The 19,970-nt window shown below is 72.8% G+C and carries 18 protein-coding genes; 8 read left to right on the forward strand and 10 right to left on the reverse strand.

Annotated features, from left to right (window positions below; genetic code table 11):
• Positions 1-79 precede the first annotated feature (79 nt).
• Positions 80-1,594 carry a cytochrome P450 family protein gene (locus tag ACSIH6_RS12500; RefSeq protein ID WP_435108421.1) on the forward strand — a complete coding sequence of 505 codons (1,515 nt, stop codon included), beginning with the start codon at positions 80-82 and terminating at the stop codon, positions 1,592-1,594.
• A 19-nt stretch (positions 1,595-1,613) separates the two neighbouring features.
• Here the strand turns inward: ACSIH6_RS12500 and ACSIH6_RS12505 are convergent, their stop codons facing one another.
• The 5 genes from ACSIH6_RS12505 to ACSIH6_RS12525 all read right to left on the reverse strand — a co-directional run bounded on the left by ACSIH6_RS12505 (position 1,614) and on the right by ACSIH6_RS12525 (position 7,117).
• Positions 1,614-2,699 carry a potassium channel family protein gene (locus ACSIH6_RS12505; RefSeq protein ID WP_435108422.1) on the reverse strand — a complete coding sequence of 362 codons (1,086 nt, stop codon included), beginning with the start codon at positions 2,697-2,699 and terminating at the stop codon, positions 1,614-1,616.
• Positions 2,700-2,882: 183 nt separating this feature from the next.
• On the reverse strand, positions 2,883-4,103 hold the full coding sequence (locus tag ACSIH6_RS12510; protein WP_435108423.1) for an alpha/beta hydrolase family protein: 1,221 nt from the start codon (positions 4,101-4,103) through the stop codon (positions 2,883-2,885).
• Between the two features lie 211 nt (positions 4,104-4,314).
• Positions 4,315-4,956 (reverse strand): LutC/YkgG family protein, encoded by a 642-nt coding sequence (locus ACSIH6_RS12515; protein WP_435108424.1) that lies wholly within the window; start codon positions 4,954-4,956, stop codon positions 4,315-4,317.
• Complete coding sequence (locus ACSIH6_RS12520) at positions 4,953-6,380, reverse strand: lactate utilization protein B (RefSeq protein ID WP_435108425.1); 1,428 nt, start codon at positions 6,378-6,380, stop codon at positions 4,953-4,955. The genes ACSIH6_RS12515 and ACSIH6_RS12520 overlap by 4 nt, the downstream gene beginning before the upstream one ends.
• Positions 6,377-7,117: a (Fe-S)-binding protein gene (locus tag ACSIH6_RS12525; RefSeq protein WP_435108426.1), complete on the reverse strand. Its 741-nt coding sequence runs from the start codon at positions 7,115-7,117 to the stop codon at positions 6,377-6,379. The genes ACSIH6_RS12520 and ACSIH6_RS12525 overlap by 4 nt, the downstream gene beginning before the upstream one ends.
• Positions 7,118-7,419: 302 nt before the next feature.
• Here ACSIH6_RS12525 and ACSIH6_RS12530 point away from each other — a divergent pair, with 302 nt between their 5' ends.
• The gene (locus ACSIH6_RS12530) at positions 7,420-8,127 is read left to right on the forward strand and encodes a FadR/GntR family transcriptional regulator (RefSeq protein ID WP_435108427.1); all 708 of its coding nucleotides are present in this window, start codon (positions 7,420-7,422) and stop codon (positions 8,125-8,127) included.
• Positions 8,128-8,162: 35 nt separating this feature from the next.
• Here the strand turns inward: ACSIH6_RS12530 and ACSIH6_RS12535 are convergent, their stop codons facing one another.
• Positions 8,163-8,492, reverse strand: a complete 330-nt coding sequence (locus ACSIH6_RS12535) for a hypothetical protein (RefSeq protein ID WP_435108428.1) — start codon at positions 8,490-8,492, stop codon at positions 8,163-8,165.
• Positions 8,493-8,662: 170 nt separating this feature from the next.
• On the opposite strand from ACSIH6_RS12535, the gene ACSIH6_RS12540 reads away from it, so the two are divergent.
• The 6 genes from ACSIH6_RS12540 (at position 8,663) to ACSIH6_RS12565 (ending at position 17,609) form a co-directional block, all read left to right on the forward strand.
• Positions 8,663-9,508 carry an ion transporter gene (locus tag ACSIH6_RS12540; RefSeq protein WP_435108429.1) on the forward strand — a complete coding sequence of 282 codons (846 nt, stop codon included), beginning with the start codon at positions 8,663-8,665 and terminating at the stop codon, positions 9,506-9,508.
• A 184-nt stretch (positions 9,509-9,692) separates the two neighbouring features.
• Positions 9,693-11,402: a glucose-6-phosphate isomerase gene (gene pgi / locus ACSIH6_RS12545; RefSeq protein WP_435108430.1), complete on the forward strand. Its 1,710-nt coding sequence runs from the start codon at positions 9,693-9,695 to the stop codon at positions 11,400-11,402.
• 358 nt (positions 11,403-11,760) lie between these two features.
• On the forward strand, positions 11,761-12,327 hold the full coding sequence (locus ACSIH6_RS12550; RefSeq protein WP_435108431.1) for a TetR/AcrR family transcriptional regulator: 567 nt from the start codon (positions 11,761-11,763) through the stop codon (positions 12,325-12,327).
• 488 nt (positions 12,328-12,815) lie between these two features.
• Positions 12,816-14,513, forward strand: a complete 1,698-nt coding sequence (locus ACSIH6_RS12555) for an ABC-F family ATP-binding cassette domain-containing protein (protein WP_435108432.1) — start codon at positions 12,816-12,818, stop codon at positions 14,511-14,513.
• 186 nt (positions 14,514-14,699) lie between these two features.
• Positions 14,700-15,725: an ABC transporter permease gene (locus tag ACSIH6_RS12560; protein ID WP_435108433.1), complete on the forward strand. Its 1,026-nt coding sequence runs from the start codon at positions 14,700-14,702 to the stop codon at positions 15,723-15,725.
• A 69-nt stretch (positions 15,726-15,794) separates the two neighbouring features.
• Positions 15,795-17,609 carry an ABC transporter substrate-binding protein gene (locus ACSIH6_RS12565; protein WP_435108434.1) on the forward strand — a complete coding sequence of 605 codons (1,815 nt, stop codon included), beginning with the start codon at positions 15,795-15,797 and terminating at the stop codon, positions 17,607-17,609.
• Between the two features lie 278 nt (positions 17,610-17,887).
• On the opposite strand, the gene ACSIH6_RS12570 is transcribed toward ACSIH6_RS12565, so the two are convergent.
• From ACSIH6_RS12570 to hemC, 4 genes are all read right to left on the reverse strand, one after another.
• The gene (locus tag ACSIH6_RS12570) at positions 17,888-18,514 is read right to left on the reverse strand and encodes a 3'-5' exonuclease (protein WP_435108435.1); all 627 of its coding nucleotides are present in this window, start codon (positions 18,512-18,514) and stop codon (positions 17,888-17,890) included.
• A 49-nt stretch (positions 18,515-18,563) separates the two neighbouring features.
• Positions 18,564-18,728, reverse strand: coding sequence for a porphobilinogen synthase (locus ACSIH6_RS12575; RefSeq protein WP_435108436.1), 165 nt, complete (start codon positions 18,726-18,728; stop codon positions 18,564-18,566).
• Positions 18,706-19,017 carry a hypothetical protein gene (locus tag ACSIH6_RS12580; protein WP_435108437.1) on the reverse strand — a complete coding sequence of 104 codons (312 nt, stop codon included), beginning with the start codon at positions 19,015-19,017 and terminating at the stop codon, positions 18,706-18,708. Before ACSIH6_RS12580 ends, ACSIH6_RS12575 begins: the two co-directional genes overlap by 23 nt.
• A gap of 10 nt (positions 19,018-19,027) precedes the next feature.
• The coding region (gene hemC, locus ACSIH6_RS12585) for a hydroxymethylbilane synthase (protein WP_435108438.1) at positions 19,028-19,970 on the reverse strand (943 nt) is incomplete at its 5' end.

A 19,970-nucleotide genomic window follows, 5' to 3' on the forward strand; every position in this document is an offset into this window, starting at 1 on the left:
GGAGCTTTCCTGTCCGAAGCACGGCGGAAACACGGGGCGCGTACCGTCGCCTCGCATCCGCAGCCACTGAGGAGTCTCCATGCGCCAGGGAACCGGGACCGACGGCCGCGACGACCCCCCGTCAACCGGGGCCGGCGGTGCCCGCTGCCCGGTCGCCCTCCCCCTGCACGGGAGCACGGGCGCCGACACGTCCTGGGAGGCGCTGCGCGACCGCCACGGCGGCCTGGTCCCGGTCGAGGTGGGCCCGGGCGTGCCCGGATGGCTCCTGCTCGGCTACCGGGAGAACCTCCAGGCGCTGCGCGACCAGACCCTCTTCTCCGCCGACCCGCGCCCATGGGGCGCCGAGGGCGCCGCGCCCGCCCGCAGCGCCGCCCTGGCCCGCGACGGCGAGGAGCACCGGCGGCTGCGCGCGGCCGCCGTCGACACCCTGGCCAGGGTGGGCACACCCCGGCTGGTTCCCGTCGTCGAACGCGCCGCAGTGCACCTGCTCGGCCGGGTCGCGGCCGACGGCGCCGCCGACCTCATCGGCGGGTTCGCCGCCCCGCTGCCCGCCCTGGTCCTCAACGAGCTCTTCGGCCTGCCCGACGCCTACGGCCGCCTGCTGGCCGACCTGGCCCCGCGGCTGTGGAGCGGAGAGCCCGGCCGGGCCGGTCCCGCCGCCACCGCGGTTCGCTCCTACTTCGCGGGCCTGGTCGCGCGCAAGCGCGCCGCCCCGGGGCAGGACATGGCCAGCTGGCTGCTCGCCCACCCCTCCGGGCTCACCGACGACGAGGCGGTCGGGGCGCTCACGCTGCTGTGGGAGTCCGGGCACGAGCCCACCACCCACCTCATCGGCAACGCCCTGCTCCGGCTGCTGGAGGACCCGGGCGTGTGGACCGCCTACCTGGGCGGCACCCTCACCCCCGAGGACTTCGTTGACTACGTGATGTGGACCGACTCCCCGATCCGGATGCTCTCCGGGCGCTACCCGGTCGCCGACCTGCGCTTCTCCGGGGTCCGTGTCCGCAGGGGCGAGCCGCTGCTGCTGGGGCTCGCCTCCGCGCACACCGACCCGTCGGTCTCCCGCGGCGACGACGCGATGGCCCTGGCGGGCGACCGCTCCCACCTGGCGTGGGGCGCGGGCGCCCACCGCTGTCCCGCCACCGGCCTCACCCGCGAGCTGGCGCGCACCGCCATCGACACCGCCGTGGACCGGCTGCGCGGTATGGTCCTGGCCGTCGAGCCCGAGGAGCTGCGCTGGCGCGCGTCCCTGGCCGTGCACGGCCTGGAGGAGCTGCCGGTGTGGTTCACCGTCACCGGGGAGCGCGTCGGGCCCGAAGAGCCGGTGCGCGAGCGCGCCCCGGTCCCGGTGCTCCGGCGTCTGCGCAGGAAGCGCGGTCCCGCCCCGCGCGGGGCCCGCTACCAGGCGCCCCTGGCGGGGGAGGACGGCGAGCGGGCACGGGAGGAGCGGCCTGTGACCGCTCCCGCCCCGCGGCCCCGCCGGGTTCCGCGCGGCGCCGGGGCCCGCTACCAGGCGCCGTTCGCGCGGGAGCGCGCCGAGCCCGAGCCCGACGCCCTGGAGCGGTTGCTGGCCGACTGGCGGCCGCGGGACTGACCGGCCGCACGGCCCGCGGTCAGCGGGCGTCCCACTCGCGCGGGGGAGTCTCGACGCGCGCCCACTCGTGCAGGCCGTCGAGGAAGACCCGGCAGCGGTAGACCGTCTCGGCCACGGCGCGGCGGCCCTCCCCGGGGTCCGGGTCGGGTTCGGCGCCGGGTCCGCGGCCGTGGAGACGGGCCCGCAGGAGGCACTCGACCGTGTGCACGGCCTGCCGATCGTGCTCGGTCGGCCTGGGATCCTCCAGCCGCCGGGTGACGTCGTCGTCCAGGTAGGTGGCGGCGATCGTTTGCTGGAGGCGGGTCAGCGCCAGGCGCAGCGACTCGGCCGACACGCGTAGCGAGGGCTCGCGCCCGCTCGCCACCAGGGCGGCCACCGTCGCCTCGGCGACACGGTGCAGAGCGGGTTCGGGATCGTACTCGTCGTGGCGCGACCGGTAGGTGAACGCCACCAACGGGTACCGGTGCACCGTCTCGGCGACCTCGCGCAGACTCTCCGTCCAACTCCGGCAGCGCGTACGGGCCTCGTCCACGCCGTCCAGGGTCAGGGACTCGGCGAACATGGTGACGCCGCCCCGGCCGCGTGCGTCGTCATGGAGCGACAGCGTGAAGCGGTTGCGTGTGGACACACCGCTGGTGACCTGGATGGCGTAGGTGGCCATACCCGTGAACAGGGCGAAGCCGACCGCCGCGCCGAACAGCGAGACCAGCTGGGCCCCGGTCGACAGAGGGGTGATGTCGCCGTAGCCCAGGACCGGGACGGTGCCGCCGGCGAAGTACAGGGCGTCGAGGAAGCCGACGGGGTGCAGCCCCGGCCGGACCCGGAACTCCTCCTCCAGCATCGGCCACACGGCCAGCGCCAGGCCGAGGGTGAGTGCCACGACCCAGGCGGCGAAGGTCGCCAGCAGGATCACCGGCCCGGCCAGGCTGAGCAGCCATCCCCCGGAGCGCGGCAGGCGCGCGCTCGCCAGCACCGCCGAACGCCACACCGCCTTGCGGATCCACCCGGCCAGCACTCCCTCCGAGTCCGGGTGCAGGACGGTGACGGCGGCGTCGCAGACGATCAGCACGGCGAGCAGCAGACCGAGAACCGACACGAGAGCCATGGGAGGCGACTACCCCGGCCCTTGGGGCCGACACCCGGTGTTCCCCCTCGTCGCAGGGGACGCGGCGGCCGACCTGGGGTGTCGCGTCCTCCGACACGCCGGTTTCCAGCGCACCGGAGCCCGTGACGCGCCGATCCCCGACCGCGCGGACCCGGACGGGACCGGCGGCCGGGCCCGCGGCGGCTACCCCTCGTCGGGGTCGACCACGACCAGTTCGGGGTGGAAGGCCTCGGGGTCCTCCAGCAGGGGCTGTTCCCCGCCGCGCAGGTGGTGGTCGAAGAACGCCAGACTGTAGGTGCGCACCAGCTCCAGGCCGCGCTCGACCGGCAGGTCACCGAACTGGGCCCGCCACTGCTCTGGCGTGAGGAGGCCGGTCAGGCCGAGCTGCTCCATCAGCACACCCCGGTCGATGCTGTTGGAGTGCCCCGAACCGTCGAGCCGGATCCACTGCCGCCACCCCTCCAGGCGCGGCCACATCTGCTCGACACCGTCCCAGGAGTTGCCCTGGTCGTTCTCGATCAGCGCCAGCGGCTTGTCCAGCCCCTCCTCCACCACGGGCGGATAGTAGGGGCCGTCCAGGTTGATCCCGGCGTCCACCCGCTCCTCGGAGCGCAGCGTCTCGGCGGTGGCCGTGCCGCCCCAGGAGTGCCCCGCCATCCCGATCCGGGAGGCGTCGATCACCCGCGACCACCGCCACGCGGGGTCGGATCCGGTGAGCCGGTCCAGGAGGAAGGAGACGTCCTCGGCCCGGTTGACCGCCCCCAGGGCCCACTCGCCGCTCTGGCACCCGGTGCACTCGGTGATCAACCCGTCGGGGAACTCCACGGGCGCGGCCTCGTGGGCGTGGTCCACCCCGGCCACCACGAAGCCGTGGCTGGCCAGCTCCTCGGCCAGCGAGGACAGCTCGGTCCGGTTCATGCCCGCGCCGGGGGACAGCACCACCAGCGGGAACCCGTCGCGGGTGCGCGCGGGCGGCACGTCCAGGCGGGAGGAGGTGCGCACCCCGCTGTGCATGAAGTCGGCGGGCAGATCCAGTCCCAGCTCCGCGACCATGGCCGCGGACTCGGCCTCGGTCATGTAGGGCGCGGGTCGGCCCGCGTCCACCCGCGCCGGGTACCACAGGGTGACCATCAGCTGGCGGGGCCCGCCCACCCACACGTCCTCGCGCTCCCCGTCCACCAGGTGCAGGGTCGTCCTGCCCACCGGATGGTCCCCGGTGGGCTCGGGCAGGGCGGCTCGGGGGGCGTCGGCGGGCGCGGTGCCGGAGGGCCCGGTGTCGGCCGCGGCCGTTCCGGCGGCGGCCAGGGAGATCGGCAGCGCCAGCGCGGCGGCCGCGGCGAGGGCGGTACCGGTCCGGAGCGCGCGGACGGAAGGGGCGGGGGATGGGTGCGGTGAAGGGGGCATGGTGTCCCGTCGTTCGGTGCCGTCGTGGTCACCGCCCACGCTAGGAAGGGCGGCCCGTGCGGCGCCATCGGGGCGTCCACCCCCTTTCCCCGGGGGTCTCCCGGAGGAAGGGGGTGGGGACAGCCCTACCCCGAAGGCCTCCACCAGCGGGTTCGGGGACCGCTTCCGCCGGACCACGCCTCCGCCCACGGGGCGGCCACCGTCAACGGGTTCAAACCGCCGGTTCCACCAGCAGCACCTCCAGGGTGCGCGGGCCGTGCACCCCCTCCACCCGGTTCAGTTCGATGTCGCTGGTCGCCGAAGGACCGCTGATCCAGGTGAGCGGGCGCGACGGGTCCAGGAGCCGGACCGCCTGCGGCACCCCGTCCACCACCTGGTCGGCGCGCACCACGCACAGGTGGTAGTCCGGCACCAGGGTGACGGCCCGGCGCCCCTGGCCCGGCCCGCCGTCCAGGACGATCGTGCCGGTCTCGGCGATGGCCACCGAGCAGCCGGTGACCACGCCGTCCACACCGGTGAGGTCGGCGACCGCCAGCGGCTCCTCACGGGAGTCGGGCAGCCGCTCGGCGGAGGCGTGCGCGAACCACTCCGGCGGGGCGTCCGCCGGGACGACCACCCGCCGCGCCCCGCGGCGCTCCAGCGCGGCGGCCACCTCGGCGGCCACGCGATTTGAGCTCACCCGGCGCACCATCGCGCGGTAGTCCAGCAGCCGGTCCTCCAGCACCTCCAGCGCGGGCCCCACGCCGTGGCTGTCGGCGTAGCCGCGCCCGGCCTCCCGCACCGGCGACTCATCGGCGGGCACGTCGGCCAGTGCCCTCCTGACCCTGGCCAGGATCCGCTCGCGGCTGCTCATCGGCCCTCCCCTCCGCGCCTGTCCCACCACTGGCGGAAGGACTCGGCCGGAACGTCGGGCACGTCCCGGGTGTCGGTCCAGGCCCCCGCCAGGCCCGGCAGGTGGCGCGGGACCGCGCGGCGTCCCAGCCCCGCCGCGCGCTGGACCGCGCGCAGCGTCCGCGGGGAGGACAGCACCGCCTCGGCGCCCGCCATGAGGGCCCTCTCTCCCGCGTGCCCGGAGCGCTCCGTGACCTCCTCGCGCAGGTGCACCAGCACCTCGGGGATGTCGATGGCCACCGGGCACACCTCGTAGCAGGCCCCGCACAGCGACGACGCGTAGGGCAGCGCCTCGTCCACCGGCGAGGACATCCCGCGCAGCTGCGGGGTGAGGATCGCGCCGATCGGTCCCGGGTAGACCGAACCGTAGGAGTGCCCGCCGGTGCGCTCGTAGACCGGGCAGGTGTTCAGGCACGCCGAACAGCGGATGCAGCGCAGCGCCTGGCGGCCCACGGTGTCGGCCAGCACGTCGGTGCGGCCGTTGTCCAGCAGCACCAGGTGGAACTCCTGGGGGCCGTCGCCCGGCGTCACCCCGGTCCAGGTGGAGGTGTAGGGGTTCATCCGCTCGCCGGTGGAGGAGCGCGGCAGCAGCTGGAGGAACACCTCCAGGTCCGACCAGGTCGGCACGATCTTCTCGATGCCGACCACGGAGATCAGCGTCTGGGGCAGGGTCAGGCACATGCGTCCGTTGCCCTCCGACTCCAGCACCACGAGCGTGCCGCTGTCGGCCACCGCGAAGTTGGCCCCCGAGATCGCCGTGCGGGTGCGCAGGAAGCGTTCGCGCAGGTGCACGCGGGCCGCCTCGGCCAGCGCCCGGGGGTCGTCGGTCAGGCCCCGTGGCGCGGGCACGCCCCACTCGGCCATCTGCTCCAGGAAGATCTCGCGGATCTGGGCGCGGCCCAGGTGGATGGCGGGCACCAGGATGTGCGAGGGCAGGTCCTCGCCCAGCTGCACGATCAGCTCGGCCAGATCGGTCTCGTAGGCGGTGATCCCGGCGGCGGCGAGGGCGTCGTTGAGCTCGATCTCCTGGGTGGCCATCGACTTGACCTTGACCACGTCGGTCTCGCCGGTGGCCCGGACCAGCCGGGTGACGATCTCGTTGGCCTCGGCGGCGTCGGAGGCCCAGTGCACCCGTCCGCCCGCCCGTTGGACGGACTCCTCCAGCTGTTCCAGGTAGCGGTCCAGGTGGCGCAGGGTGTGCTCCTTGACCGCGGCGCCCTCCGCGCGCAGGCGCTGCCAGTCCTCGTGCAGTTCGTCGACGACGGCGGCGCGCTTGTCACGGATGGTGTGGGTGGCCCTGCGCAGGTTGTGCCGCAGCCGGGCGTCGTTGACCGCGCCCGCGGCGGCCTCGGGAAAGGGCGGGATGCCCAGGAACGTCGCGCTCATCGGGAAGCGCCCTCCTTCTCGGTACTGGCCAGGATCTCGGCCAGGTGCGCCACCCTCATCCCCGACCGCTGCCGGGACAGGGTGCCGCCGATGTGCATCAGGCAGGAGTTGTCGACCGCGCACAGCACCTCGGCGCCGGTCTCCACGGCGTGGCGGGCCTTGTCCGCGCCCATGGCCGAGGACACGTCGCCGTTCTTGACCGCGAACGTGCCGCCGAAACCGCAGCACTCGGTGGCCCCGGCCAACTCCACCAGCTCCAGGCCGCGCACGGCGCGCAGCAGCCGGTAGGGGCGGTCGCCCAGGCCGAGCATGCGCAGCCCGTGGCAGGTGGGGTGGTAGGCCACCTTGTGCGGGTAGTAGGCGCCCACGTCCGTCACGCCGAGCACGTCCACCAGGAACTCGGTGAGGTCGTACACGCGCGGGGCGAGGTCGGCCACCTTGCGTGACAGGCGGCTTTCGCTGGCACCCAGCCGCGGGTAGTTGTCGCGGACCATGGCCGCGCAGGAGGCGGAGGGGACCACGACGGCGTCGGCGCCCTCGAAGGTGCGCACGAAGCGCACGGCCAGACGGCTCGCCGAGCGCCGGTAGCCGGTGTTGTAGTGCATCTGCCCGCAGCAGGTCTGGCCCTCGGGGAAGACCACCTCGTGCCCCAGCCGTTCCAGGAGGCGCACGACCGCCCGCCCGGTGTCGGGGAAGAGTGTGTCGTTGACGCAGGTGATGAACAGCGCGATCCGCATGTGCCTCCTTCGTGCCCCGCCGACCGGCGCGCGTGCGGACCCGCCGGGGCGGCTTACGCGGTGCGCTGCCATGGCGGAACTGCTCGCCACGAACCTGGGGTGGTCGGACCACTTTTGCACGACGGGAAGCATCTGGGCAAGAAGGAGAGCAAAAAGGGCGATGTGGGGTGAGGCGATGGTGAATTGGTATGATCTCTTGGTGGGGTGACGGTGGCGTGAGTCACGTGAGCGCCCCGTCCCCGCTCCGTCAGGCCGACAGACGAGCCGGACAAGAGGACCACCGCGCAGACTGGAGGAATTCCGTGAGCGACCCCGACGTCGGGCGCACCACCGTCACCCGGCGCGCCGCCGACCGGATCAAGGCGATGATCGCCGACGGGCAGGTCGGGCCAGGGGAGCGCCTGCCCACCGAACGCGACCTGTCCGCGCAGCTCGGGGTGTCCCGCAGTTCCATGCGCGAGGCCATCCGCTCCCTGACCACGCTCGGCGTCCTTGAGTCCCGCCACGGCGCGGGCGTCTACGTCACCGCGCTGCGCCCCGCCGACCTGCTGGAGACCTTCTCCGTCCTGGCCGAGGTCTCCCAGGGGCGCACCCTCCTGGAGGTCCTCCAGGTGCGGCGCATGCTCGAACCCGCCGCCACCGCCCTGGCCGCCGCGCGCGCCAGCGCCGAGGACCTCGACCGCATCGGCACCCTGCTGGAGAGGATCGAGGGCGGGGACGACACCTTCCGCGCCGACACCGTCACCGCCGACCTGGGCTTCCACCAGGCCATCGTGGCCAGCACCGGCAACGCCACCCTGGCCGCGGTCAACGACGGCCTGTCCTCGCGCACCTTCCACGCCCGCGTGTGGGCGGGGCACCGGGAGGCCGGGCTCACCGCCAAGCTGCGCGAGGACCACCTGCGCATCCACGAGGCCCTCGTGGCGCGCGACCCCGACGCCGCCCGGGCCGCCGCGACCGTGCACGTCCTGCGCGTGGAGCGCTGGCTCAGCGCGGACCTGGCCGACTGAGCGTCACCGCGTCACCGCGTCACCGCTTCGCCGGGTCACCGGCCGCGGTCGCGGACCCTGTCGGCGAACTCCTCGGCCCGCAGCAGCCGCGCCAGCTCCTCGCGCCGGGCGGTCGGCGGGCGCTCCCCGCCGGTCTCGGGCGCCTGCTCGGGAAGTTCCTGGCCCAGCTCCGCGTCGATGCCCAGGACGTCGTGGTCCTCGATCTCCTCGATCCGGTGGCCCTCCGGGAAGTACCGCAGGAAGTCGGCCACCGCGGAGTCCTGGTCCGCGGCCCCCACGTCCATGTCCGCGTCCACGTCGTCGTCGTATCCGGGATCCCAGGATCGCGCCTCGACCTCGTCGAAGCCCTCGGTTGACTCTGTCACCGGCGTCCCCCTCACGCTCGGTCCCTCACCTCGATCATGCCCGCTCTGACCGGAGGGCGCCAGGGGCTACCACGGGGAGCGGCGGGGAGCGGCGGGTGCGGAACCGGACAAGGTAACCCACGGTAGGCTTCTGCCGCGCTGTCCGATATGTGAACGGAGCCCCCTCTGTCGTGCGCGAGCGCGTTCGAGCCATCGTCGACGCCCCCTGGTTCCAGGCCTGCGTCATCACCCTCATCCTCGTCAACGCCGTCATCCTCGGCGCGGAGACCTCACCCCGGGTGACGGACTCCTACGGCGGCCTCCTCCGCGCCGTCGACCTGACCATCCTCGCCCTGTTCGTCCTGGAACTGGGGATGCGGATGTACGCCCACCGGCGGGCGTTCTTCCGCGACCCCTGGAGCTGGTTCGACATGGTGATCGTCGGAATCGCGCTGCTTCCGGCCTCCGGCCCCTTCTCCGTGCTGCGGGTCCTGCGCGTGCTGCGGGTCCTGCGCCTGCTGTCGGTGATACCGACCCTGCGCCACGTCGTCACGGGCCTGTTCCGGGCCCTGCCCGGCATGATGTCCATCCTGTTCCTGGTGATGCTGCTGCTGTACGTGTCGGGGGTCATGGCCACCGAGCTCTTCGCCGGAGTCTCGCCGCAGTACTTCGGCGACCTGCCCTCGTCGCTGTTCACCCTGTTCCAGATCGCCACCGCGGACGGCTGGGGCACCATCGCCAAGGACGTGATGGAGCACAAGCCGATGGCGTGGGTGTTCTTCGTGGTCTTCGTGCTGGTGTCCACGCTGGTGGCCCTCAACCTGTTCATCGCCGTTGCCGTGGAGGCACTGGAGAAGGACGACGAGCAGAGCGGCGGCGGTGGCGGGGGCGGCTCCGCGGGCCGGACGGACGGGGGCCCCGGCGACGGGGGCCCCGACGGGGGACAGGCCGTGATCCTGGCCGAGCTGCGGGCGCTGCGCGCGGAGGTGGCCGTGCTGCGGCGGGAGCGCGAGGAGGAGGGCAGCGGCCTGCGCTGAGGGGCGTGCCGGAACCGGTGCCGCGCCGCGCGCGAAAGTCCGGACAGGGCCTGTGGACAACCTCCGCGGAGCCGGTTTTTCGTGGGAGGCTTGTGGTCGCAAGCACAGCCGCGCACCGCGGGCGGCGCGCGGGCCGAGCGCCCGCGCCGTGCCGCCGGAGCACCGACCGACGAGGAGCCGCCGGATGTCTGCCAGTACACCTCTCCCGCGCGCTGAGGGCACCGGAGAACGTGCCCGCCCGGGCGTTCCCCTGGACCAGCGGGACGAGTGGACCGCACTGCGCGAGCACCACGGGCGGTGGGGCTCCACCGACCTTCGCGAGCTGTTCGCCGACGACCCCGGCCGGGCCGAACGGTACACGCTCGACGTCGGCGACCTGCACGTCGACTACTCCAGGAACCTCGTCACCGACGAGACCCTGCGCCTGCTCGCCGACCTGGCCGGGGCCACCCGGGTCGCCGACCTGCGCGACGCCATGTTGGGCGGTGAGCACGTCAACCTCACCGAGGACCGGGCCGTCCTGCACACCGCCCTGCGCGCGCCGCGCGGGCAGGTGGTCAGCACCGACGGCCGCGACGTCGTCCCCGAGGTCCAGGAGGTCCTGGACCGGATGGCGGAGTTCGCCGACCGGGTCCGCGCCCGGGAGTGGCTCGGCCACACCGGCCAGCCGGTGCGCCGGATCGTCAACATCGGCATCGGCGGCTCCGACCTGGGACCCGCCATGGCCTACGAGGCCCTGCGCCCCTACACCGACCGCGGGCTGGAGTTCCGGTTCGTCTCCAACGTGGACGGCACCGACCTGCACGAGGCGCTCGTGGACGCCGATCCGGCCACGACGCTGTTCGTGGTCGCCTCCAAGACCTTCACCACGATCGAGACCATCACCAACGCCACCGAGGCCCGCACCTGGCTGCTGGACGGGCTGGGTCTCAGGAGTGACAGCGACGACGGTGCCATCGCCAGGCACTTCGCCGCCGTCTCCACCAACGGCGAGGAGGTGGCGAAGTTCGGCATCGACACCCGCAACATGTTCGGCTTCTGGGACTGGGTGGGCGGCCGCTACTCCTACGACTCCGCCATCGGCCTGTCCCTGATGGTGGCGGTGGGCCCCGAGCGGTTCCGGGAGATGCTCGCCGGGTTCCACCTGATGGACACCCACTTCGCGACCGCCCCCGTCGAGCGCAACCTGCCCTTCCTGCTGGGCCTGCTCGGCGTGTGGTACGGCAACTTCCACGACGCCCAGACCCACGCGGTGCTGCCCTACAGCCACCACATGTCCAAGTTCACCGCCTACCTCCAGCAGCTCGACATGGAGTCCAACGGCAAGTCAGTGCAGCGTGACGGGCGTCCCGTCCACTGGCAGACCGGCCCGGTGGTGTGGGGCACACCGGGCACCAACGGCCAGCACGCCTACTTCCAGCTGCTGCACCAGGGCACCCGGTTCGTGCCCGCCGACCTCGTCGGCTTCGCCAACCCGGCCCCCGACCTGCCCGAGCACCTGGTACCCCAGCACGACCTGCTCATGGCCAACCTGTTCGCCCAGGGGCAGGCACTGGCCTTCGGCCGGAGCGCGGAGGAGGTCGCCGCCGAGGGCGTGGCCGCCGACCTGGTCCCGCACCGGACCTTCGAGGGCAACCGGCCCACGACGACCATCCTCGCCGACCGGCTCAGCCCGTCGGTGCTCGGGCAGCTGGTCGCCCTCTACGAGCACAAGGTGTTCGTCCAGGGCGCGGTGTGGAACATCAACTCCTTCGACCAGTGGGGCGTGCAGCTGGGCAAGGTGCTGGCCAAGCGGGTCGAGCCCGCCCTCACCGAGGGCGCCGACGTGCCCGGCCTGGACGCCTCCACCACCTCCCTGGTGCGGCGCTACCGCTCCATGCGCGGCAGGAACTGACCACGGCGGCGGTGTGACCGGCGGAGAGCGCCGGTCGCACCGCCACCGGGCCGCCCCTTCGCGGGCATCCCCGAGAGCGGAGGAGCGCCCGGCCCGGTCAGCCCGTGCGCTGACGCAGCCGACGGGGAGATCCAGCGAGGCAGGGGACGGACGCGGCCCCGCCCCGGCCGACGTGAGCCCTCCGAGCGAGCCCTCTGGGTCCGGTGCGGGCCCTCGCGGACTCTCGGCACCGGGCGAACCGGTGCCCGTTGAGCGGGGGACAGGCGTGGTTTGCTTCCCTACCTAACGGTAGGTAGGGTGATGTGCGTGGGCGGGACCCCCGCCCGCACCCACCCCACCACACGAGAGGTCGCATCCTGTGTCCACCGACACCCGAGTCCGCGCCATGAACGTCTACGCCGCGCACTTCGCCGCGCACGGCTACCGCGGCGCCTCCCTGGAGGCCGTCGCCCGCGAGGTCGGCGTGCGCAAGCCGTCCCTGTACCACCACTTCCCCGGAGGCAAGGAGACCCTGCACAAGCTCGTCGCCCTGGACTTCATCACCCGGCGCGGCGAACAGCTCGCCCTGGCCCTGGACACCCCCGGCGGGCTCGCCGAGCAGCTGCGGGCGGTCGTCACCACCGCCGTGGCCGACCCGACCGGGGCCACCACCTCCTTCGAGCAGCACCTGTTCGACTCGCTGGACCAGCTCGAACAGGACGTGCAGAAGGAGGTGCGCGACGCCTACGCCGCCACCCTGCTCGACCCCATGACCGCGCGTTTCCGTGCGGCCGTGGCCGAAGGCGAGGTCGCCGACCGGGACCCGGCCGTGCTGTGCAACGCCTTCCTGCACCTGGCCCGCGCCGTGGACATGATGGGTGACCCCGAGCAGGCCGCCCACACCCTGGTCGGGCTCTTCCTTGACGGCGCCCGCGCCGCGGCCTGACCCGTCGTCCCCGCCCGCCCCGGGGGACCCTTCCTCGACGGCGCCCGCGCCGCGGCCCGACCCCTCGCCCCGCCCGTCCCGGAGGAACCCCGTGTCCCTCCGGGACGGGCGGGGCCGGTCCGCCGGCGATCGCCAACGTACCCGGCAGGGGCCGGGGGGAGGGGGAGAGAACCCCTCCAGGCGCACGGCGCCGCGCGGCGGAGCCGGTCAGCGCACCTGACCGGACACCCGCGTAATTCCGTTGCCCGTGCCGCCCCCCGCGGGTTAGCCTGGGCACAACATGCGCATGTGACATCGAGACCGACGACCGCCGAGCGCGCGGGGCTCGCCCACCGTGGCTGGAGCCGGATCCCCGCTCGGCGTGTAGTGCCACTGTCCCCGGTGCGGTCTCGATGTCGACGACTTCTGTGTCGTCCCCGGACCGCGCCGCGCAGGCGAGCCGGTCCCGCGCATCGAGGCCCACCCCGAAACGAAGGGTGGTCCACCCCATGACCCTCGGCAACACGACCGGCGCCGCCTCCGCGTCCGCACCGCGCACAGTCCCGACCGGCCCGCCCCTGCTGCGCGCCCGCGACCTCGCCAGGTCCTACGGCGCCCGCGTGGTGTTCGACGGTGTGGACGTCGACGTCGCCCCCGGCCAGCGGCTCGGCTTGGTGGGGGAGAACGGCTCGGGCAAGTCCACCCTCCTGCGGCTGCTGGCCGGGGAGGAGGAACCCGACGCCGGGCGGGTGGAGCGCCCCGCGGACACCGGGTTCCTGTACCAGGAGCTGCCCCACGCCCCGGACACGACCCTGGCCCGGGTGATCGCCGAGGCCCTCGAACCGGCACGGCGGGTGGAGCGGCGGTTGACCGCGAGCGCGGCCGCGCTGGACGGCTCGCCCGATGACGGGGAGGCCCTGCGGGAGTACTCCGAGGCGCTGACCGAGGCCGAACTGCTGGAGGTGTGGGACGCCGAGCGCCGGGCCGAACTGGTGGTGGCGGGACTGGGCCTGGACGGCATCGGCCCGGACCGGCCGGTGGAGCGGATGTCGGGCGGCCAGCGCGGGCGCCTGGGACTGGCGGCCCTGCTCATCCGCCGCCCGCGCGTCCTGCTGCTGGACGAGCCCACCAACCACCTCGACGACCAGGCGCTGGAGTTTCTGGAGGGGTACCTGCGCGGCCTGCCGGGACTGGTGGTGCTGGCCAGCCACGACCGGGTGTTCCTGGACGCGGTGTGCACCGGCCTGCTCGACCTGGATCCGGCCGTGGACGGTCCCGCCTACTACGGTGGCGCCTACTCCTTCTACCTGAGGGAGAAGCAGCTGGAGCGCGAACGCTGGGAGCAGCGCTACCGCGACGAGCAGGACACCCTCAAGGGCCTGCGCGAGGCGGTGCGCACCACCTCCCGGCAGGTCTCGCACAACCGCGCCCCGAGGGACAACGACAAGATGGGCTACGACTTCCTGGGCGGGCGCGTGGACAAACAGGTCTCGCGCCGGGTGCGCAACGCCCGAGGCAGGCTGGAGGAGCTGGAGCGCGACCAGGTGCGCAAACCGCCCAGGCCGCTGGAGTTCAGCGCTTCGCTGACCCGCGACCCGGGCACGGCCGACGGCCAGGCGATCACCCTGCGCGGCCTGGTCGTGCCGGGCCGGTTGCGCCTGGACCACCTGGACGTCCCCTCGGACGGGCGCCTGCTGGTCACCGGGCCCAACGGCGCGGGCAAGTCCACGCTGCTGTACGCCCTGGGGCACCGGCTGCGCCCCGCGTCGGGCCAGGTGCTGTGGCGGCGCGGGGCCTCGGTCGCCCTGCTGGAACAGGACGTGGTCTTCCCCGACCCCGAGCGGACCCCGCGTTCGCTCTACGAGGGGCTCAACGGCGCCCTGCCCGGGGCTCCCCGCCTGACCGACCTGGGCCTGGTCGCACCGCGCGACCTGGACCGGCCGGTGGGCAGGCTCAGCGTGGGCCAACGGCGGCGCCTGGCGCTGGCGATGCTGGTGGGGCACGCGCCGGACGTGCTGCTGCTGGACGAGCCGACCAACCACCTGTCCCTGGCTCTGGCCGAGGAGCTGGAGGAGGCACTGGGCACCGCGCCCGGCGCGGTGGTGGTGGCCTCGCACGACCGGTGGCTGCGCCGCAACTGGGCCTGGTCGGAGCTGCGGCTGGCCGACGGAGTAGTGGCCGGGCGGGGCACGGCCGGACCCGGGTAGCCCTTCCGGCGGTTCCCGGGCCGCCCGCCTCGCGCGCGGCCCGGGAACGGCGGACCGCTCCAGTCACGGCCGTGCCCGACACCGTTCGATGACACCGGCGCGGAGGCTGGAAACCCCCGTGCGGCTCGTGCAAACTCTTCGTAGTTCAATAGCTACGAAAAGTCATGTCAACTGGCAGGGGTGCACATGTCCGTGCCGATGGACGCGCCCGAGTCCTCCCAGCACGCCGACCCCGAGGCGGCGGCCTCCGGGGGACGCGGGTCGGCGAACAGGTCCCTGCGCCAGATCGCCTGGCAGCGCTTCCGCAGGGACCGCATCGGCATGGCCGGGGGAGTCGTCGTCCTCCTGCTCATCCTGGTCGCGGTCTTCGCGCCCCTGCTCACCTCCTGGTTCGGCTACCCGCCCAACCAGTTCAACCAGGAGCTGATCGACCCGCTCACCGGCGGCGTCCTGCGCGACCCCGCTGACCCCTCCCTGGGGCTCGACCCCTGGGGCGGGATCAGCCTCGACCACCTGCTGGGCGTGGAACCCGTCAACGGGCGCGACCTGTTCAGCCGCATCGTCCACGGCGCCCGCACCTCCCTGCTGGTCGCCACGGTCGCCACCCTGGTGTGCGTGGTCATCGGCACCGTCCTCGGCATGGTCGCCGGGTACTTCGGCGGCTGGGTCGACACGGTCATCAGCCGGGCCATGGACATCTTCCTGGCCTTCCCGCTGCTGCTCTTCGCCATCGCCCTGGTCGGCGTCGTCCCCGACGGCTCCTTCGGCCTGAGCGGCAACGGCCTGCGCATCGGCGTGCTGGTCTTCATCATCGGGTTCTTCAACTGGCCCTACATCGGCCGCATCGTGCGCGGGCAGACCCTGACCCTCAGGGAGCGCGAGTTCGTGGAGGCCTCCCGCAGCCTCGGCGCGGGCAGCGCCCACATCGTCTTCCGCGAGATCCTGCCCAACCTCGTCACGCCGATCCTGGTCTACTCCACGCTGCTCATCCCCACCAACATCCTCTTCGAGGCGGCCCTGAGCTTCCTGGGCGTGGGCATCAACCCGCCCATGGCCACCTGGGGCGGCATGTTGGACAACGCCCTGCGCTTCTACACCGTCGCGCCGCACTTCGTGCTGATCCCGGGGCTGGCCATCTTCGTCACCGTCCTGGCCTTCAACCTCTTCGGCGACGGGTTGCGCGACGCCTTCGACCCCCGCTCCTCCGACTGACGGGCCGGGCCCGTCGCGTGTCCCGGGCCGGGCACCGGCCCCAGCAGCCAATCCGACCAGGAGGCAAGGTTGACCACCGACCACCACACAGACGCGGCTCCCTCCCGGCGCCGCGGACGCCGCCGGGCGACCGCGTCCCTGGCCGCGGGCACGGCCGCGGCCCTGTTGTTGGCCGCCTGCGGAGGCGCGGGCGGCGGGGGCGGAGGCGAAGGCGGCCCGGTCGACGCCGAGTTCAACCAGGGCGAGACCGAGGTGGTCAACCCCTCCGACCAGACCGGCGGCACCCTGCGCTACGCCATCTCCTCGGACTTCGACTCGCCCGACCCCGGCAACACCTACTACGCGTTCAGCTGGAACTTCAGCCGCTACTACGCGCGCACCCTGCTCACCTACGTCGGAGCGCCCGGTGAGGAGGGCACCGAGCTCCAGCCCGACCTGGCCGCGGCGATGCCCGAGCCCAACGAGGACCTCACCGAGTGGACGGTGCCCATCAAGCAGGGGCTGCGCTACGAGGACGGCTCCGAGATCACCGCGCCCGACATCGAGTACGCCATCGCGCGCGGCAACTTCGGCGCCCAGGCCCTGCCCAACGGCCCCAAGTACTTCCAGGACCTGCTGGCCGACAGCGAGGACTACGAGGGCCCCTACGCCAACGAGGACGACCCGCTGGCCGGGTTCGGCGGGATCGAGACCCCCGACGACCACACCCTGGTCTTCCACCTCAAGGACCCCTTCGCCGAGTTCCCGTACCTGCTCATCCAGCCGCAGACCGCGCCGGTCCCGCCCGAGGCCGACCGCGGTGAGCAGTACCAGAGCCGCGTCGTCTCCTCCGGCCCCTACAAGTTCGACGGCGAGTACCGGCCCGGCGTCTCCCTGAACCTGGTGCGCAACGACCAGTGGGACCCCGCCACCGACCCGACCCGCGAGGCGCTGCCGGACCGGATCGAGGTGCAGCTGGGGGTGGATCAGAACGAGATCGACCAGCGCCTGACCACCGGGGAGCTGGACGTCGACCTGGCCGGGGCCGGGGCGGGGCCCGCCATGCGGGGCACCCTGATCACCGACGAGGCCCGCAGGAACAGCGTCGACAACCCGCAGACCAACACCCTGCGCTACGTCAACATCAGCACCGTCCTGGAACCCCTGGACGACCTGGCCTGCCGACAGGCGGTCATGTACGCCGCCGACCGCGACGCCCTCCAGCGGGCCTGGGGCGGAGACACCGGGGGCGACATCGCCACCCAGATCATGCCCGCCTCGCTGCCGGGCGCCGATCCCGGCATCGACCTGTACCCCTCCCAGGACAACCAGGGCGACCTGGACACGGCCCGGCAGAAACTGGAGGAGTGCGGCGAGCCCGACGGGTTCTCCACCTCCATCGGCGTCCGCGCCGACCGGCCCTCCGACGTGAGCACCGCCGAGGCGCTCCAGCAGGCCCTGACCCGGGTGGGCATCGAGACGCGGATCAAGCAGTACCCCTCGGACACCTACACCAACACCCAGGCCGGGTCGCCGTCCTTCGTGGAGGACAACGACCTGGGCCTGACCGTGTACGGGTGGGCTCCGGACTGGGCGAGCGGCTACGGGTTCATGAGCAAGATCCTGGACGGCGACGCCATCCAGGACGCGGGCAACGCCAACATCTCGGAGCTGGACGACGACCAGATCAACGCCTGGTTCGACGAGGTCGTCACCGTGGAGGACCCCGAGGAACGCGCCTCGATCTACACCCAGATCGACCGGCGGGCGATGGAGCAGGCGGCGATCCTGCCCGCGGTGTTCGAGCGGACGGTGCTGTACCGCCCGCCGAACCTGACCAACGTGTACTACCACTCGGGCTACTCCATGTACGACTACATGGCCTTGGGAACGACGCGGGAGTAGAGAGCAGCAGGTAGGACCCCGTACGGTGCGGGTCGGTAGGCTCCCTTCAACCCCTGTGGGGCAACCGTGGGGCGAAACCGGGGTCCTACCGGCCCGTTTCGCGTACCTTCAGAACCCGGTTCAGCACCGGCACGAGCGAGCTGTTCGACCACCGCAACTGGTCATCCAACGACTTCTCCCACACCTCCTCCAGGTCCTTTCTCCAACCGGTTCCGGCCCTTCTCCGTGGGGCGCTTGTAGGTGCTCGGAGGCTGCGTCCGCTACACCAGCGACCGCAATCAGAACAAAGTGAACTCACCCATCTCGCGGCTCTCAGACGGAGAAGCCACCCGCAGCAACGACTCCAAGGAGACGACCGGCGGCGCAACCTCGCGAACGAGTACCGGAAGCAGCAACCCCGCCGCCACCGTGTCCCACAAGGCCCGATGCGGGCGCCCACCCGGCACCAGCGCGTCCACCCGAGAACGCAACCCGAAACGGTCCAGGACAGCCCCCAACGTCTTGGAGCCCTCCAACCGGGCGGCCCGCGCCAACCGCAGAGTGTCGATCAACCCTGCCGGACGCAACCCCGGGTAGTGGCGGTGGAGCAACCGCCAGTCCACACTCACGTTGTGGCCCACCAGGTACCGGCCCGCCACCCGCTCGTGGAGGCCAGGCCCGACCTCCTCCGGCCGCGGGGCCTCCCGAAGAACATCGTCCGTCAGCCCGGGGCTGATCCACGGCCGAGACGGCACAGGCCGCCCCGGGTTGACAAGGGTTTCGTAAGTCGCCCCCATGTCAGGGGACCCGCCCACCAGCGGCACCACCGCGATCTCCAGGATCGCCTCGCGGTCACGCTCCTGGGCTCCGGTGCCCTCCAGGTCCAGGGCGGAGAGCGGGGCGTGGGTCCACGGTTGGCTGGTCATGGCGGGTCCCCTAGGAGTGTTAGTCGTCGTCGTGGCGGGCGGCTGCGTGCTACACCTGCTTCGCTGCCTCCCGAGCCGAGTACGTCACCACCGCGCCCGCACCCGCCCGCTTGTACATCCGCAGCCGCTCCAGCAACGCCGGAACGTATTCGGCAACCGGCCTCTGCCCGGAGTGGGTGATCTCTGCCCACTCACCGGATACCGCGAACGGCATCAGACGCCGCGTCACCCTCCGATCCGCTGCGTTGGGCCCCGCCCGCGAACAGCTTCACCGCGCCGACGCCGAGCCGAGTCAGTTTCACCGTGGCCGGGCCGACCTCGTCCAGGGAGAACGTCGGCAGCGGCGAGGCGGTGGGGGCCTGCCGGATCAGCATCGGCATCACCAGGTCAGTAGAGGTGAGAGGGTCGCGGTGCAGGAAGCGGCGGACGGCGGGGCGGCCCCGGAGCGGGCTGGGGCCGGTTACGGGTTCGTCCACGGCGGGAGTCTGGGCGGGTACGGTCACCGGGTTCTCCTTATGTGGTTGGCGGTGTTGCCCTCACCTGAGACAGCAGTTCCTCGGCGCCCTGGTCGAGGAGGGTGTGGGCGAGGTGTTTGCCGAGTTCGGCGGCGCTGGTGGCGGGGCCTGTGGTATCGGCGCGGACGGTGCGGGTTCCGTCGACGCTGGTGACTTGGGCGTCCAGGGTCAGGCGGTCGCCGGTGACGCGGGCGAGAGCTCCGATGGGCACGGAGCAGCCGCCGTGAAGTTCGGCGAGCAGGGAGCGTTCGGCGGTCGCTTCGGCGTGGGACACGGGGTCGTGGAGCGGGTGGAGGAGTTCGAGGAGATGGCGGTCTGTTTCGCGGATCTGGACGCCGAGGATGCCTTGGGCGGGGGAGGGTGGGTACAGGGCGGGGTCCATGTCGGTGCCGATCTCGTCGGCCAGGCCGAGGCGGCGTAGTCCGGAGGAGGCGAGTAGGCATCCGGACAGGCCGAGTTCGCGGGCTTTGCGTAGGCGCGGGGGGACGTTGCCGCGGATGGGGACGGTGGTGATGTCGGGGCGCAGGTGTTTGAGTTGGGCGACGCGGCGTGTGCTGCTGGTGCCGATCCGGGCCCCGTGGGGGAGTTGGTCCCAGGGGGTTCCGGTGAGGGCGTCACGGGGGTCTTCGCGGGCGGGGGTGATGGCGAGGAGGGTGCCGGGTGTGGGGGCGGTGGGCAGGTCTTTGAGGGAGTGGACGGCGATGTCGACTTCGCCGCGGAGGAGGGTTTCTTCGACTTGGGTGGCGAAGATGCTGGTGAGGGACTTGCCGAGGGCTTGGAGGCTGGTGACTCGGTCTTTGTCGCCGCTGGTCATGATGGTGCGCTGTTTGAAGGTGTGGGTGGGGTGGGCGGCACGTAGGGGGGTGAGGAATTCGCGGACCATGGCTTTGGCGAGGTGGGAGCCGCGGGAGCCGATGAGGAGTGTGTTTTTTGACATGCTG

The sequence above is a fragment of the Nocardiopsis synnemataformans genome (assembly GCF_965343085.1).
GTDB classification, from domain to species: Bacteria; Actinomycetota; Actinomycetes; order Streptosporangiales; family Streptosporangiaceae; genus Nocardiopsis; species Nocardiopsis alborubida.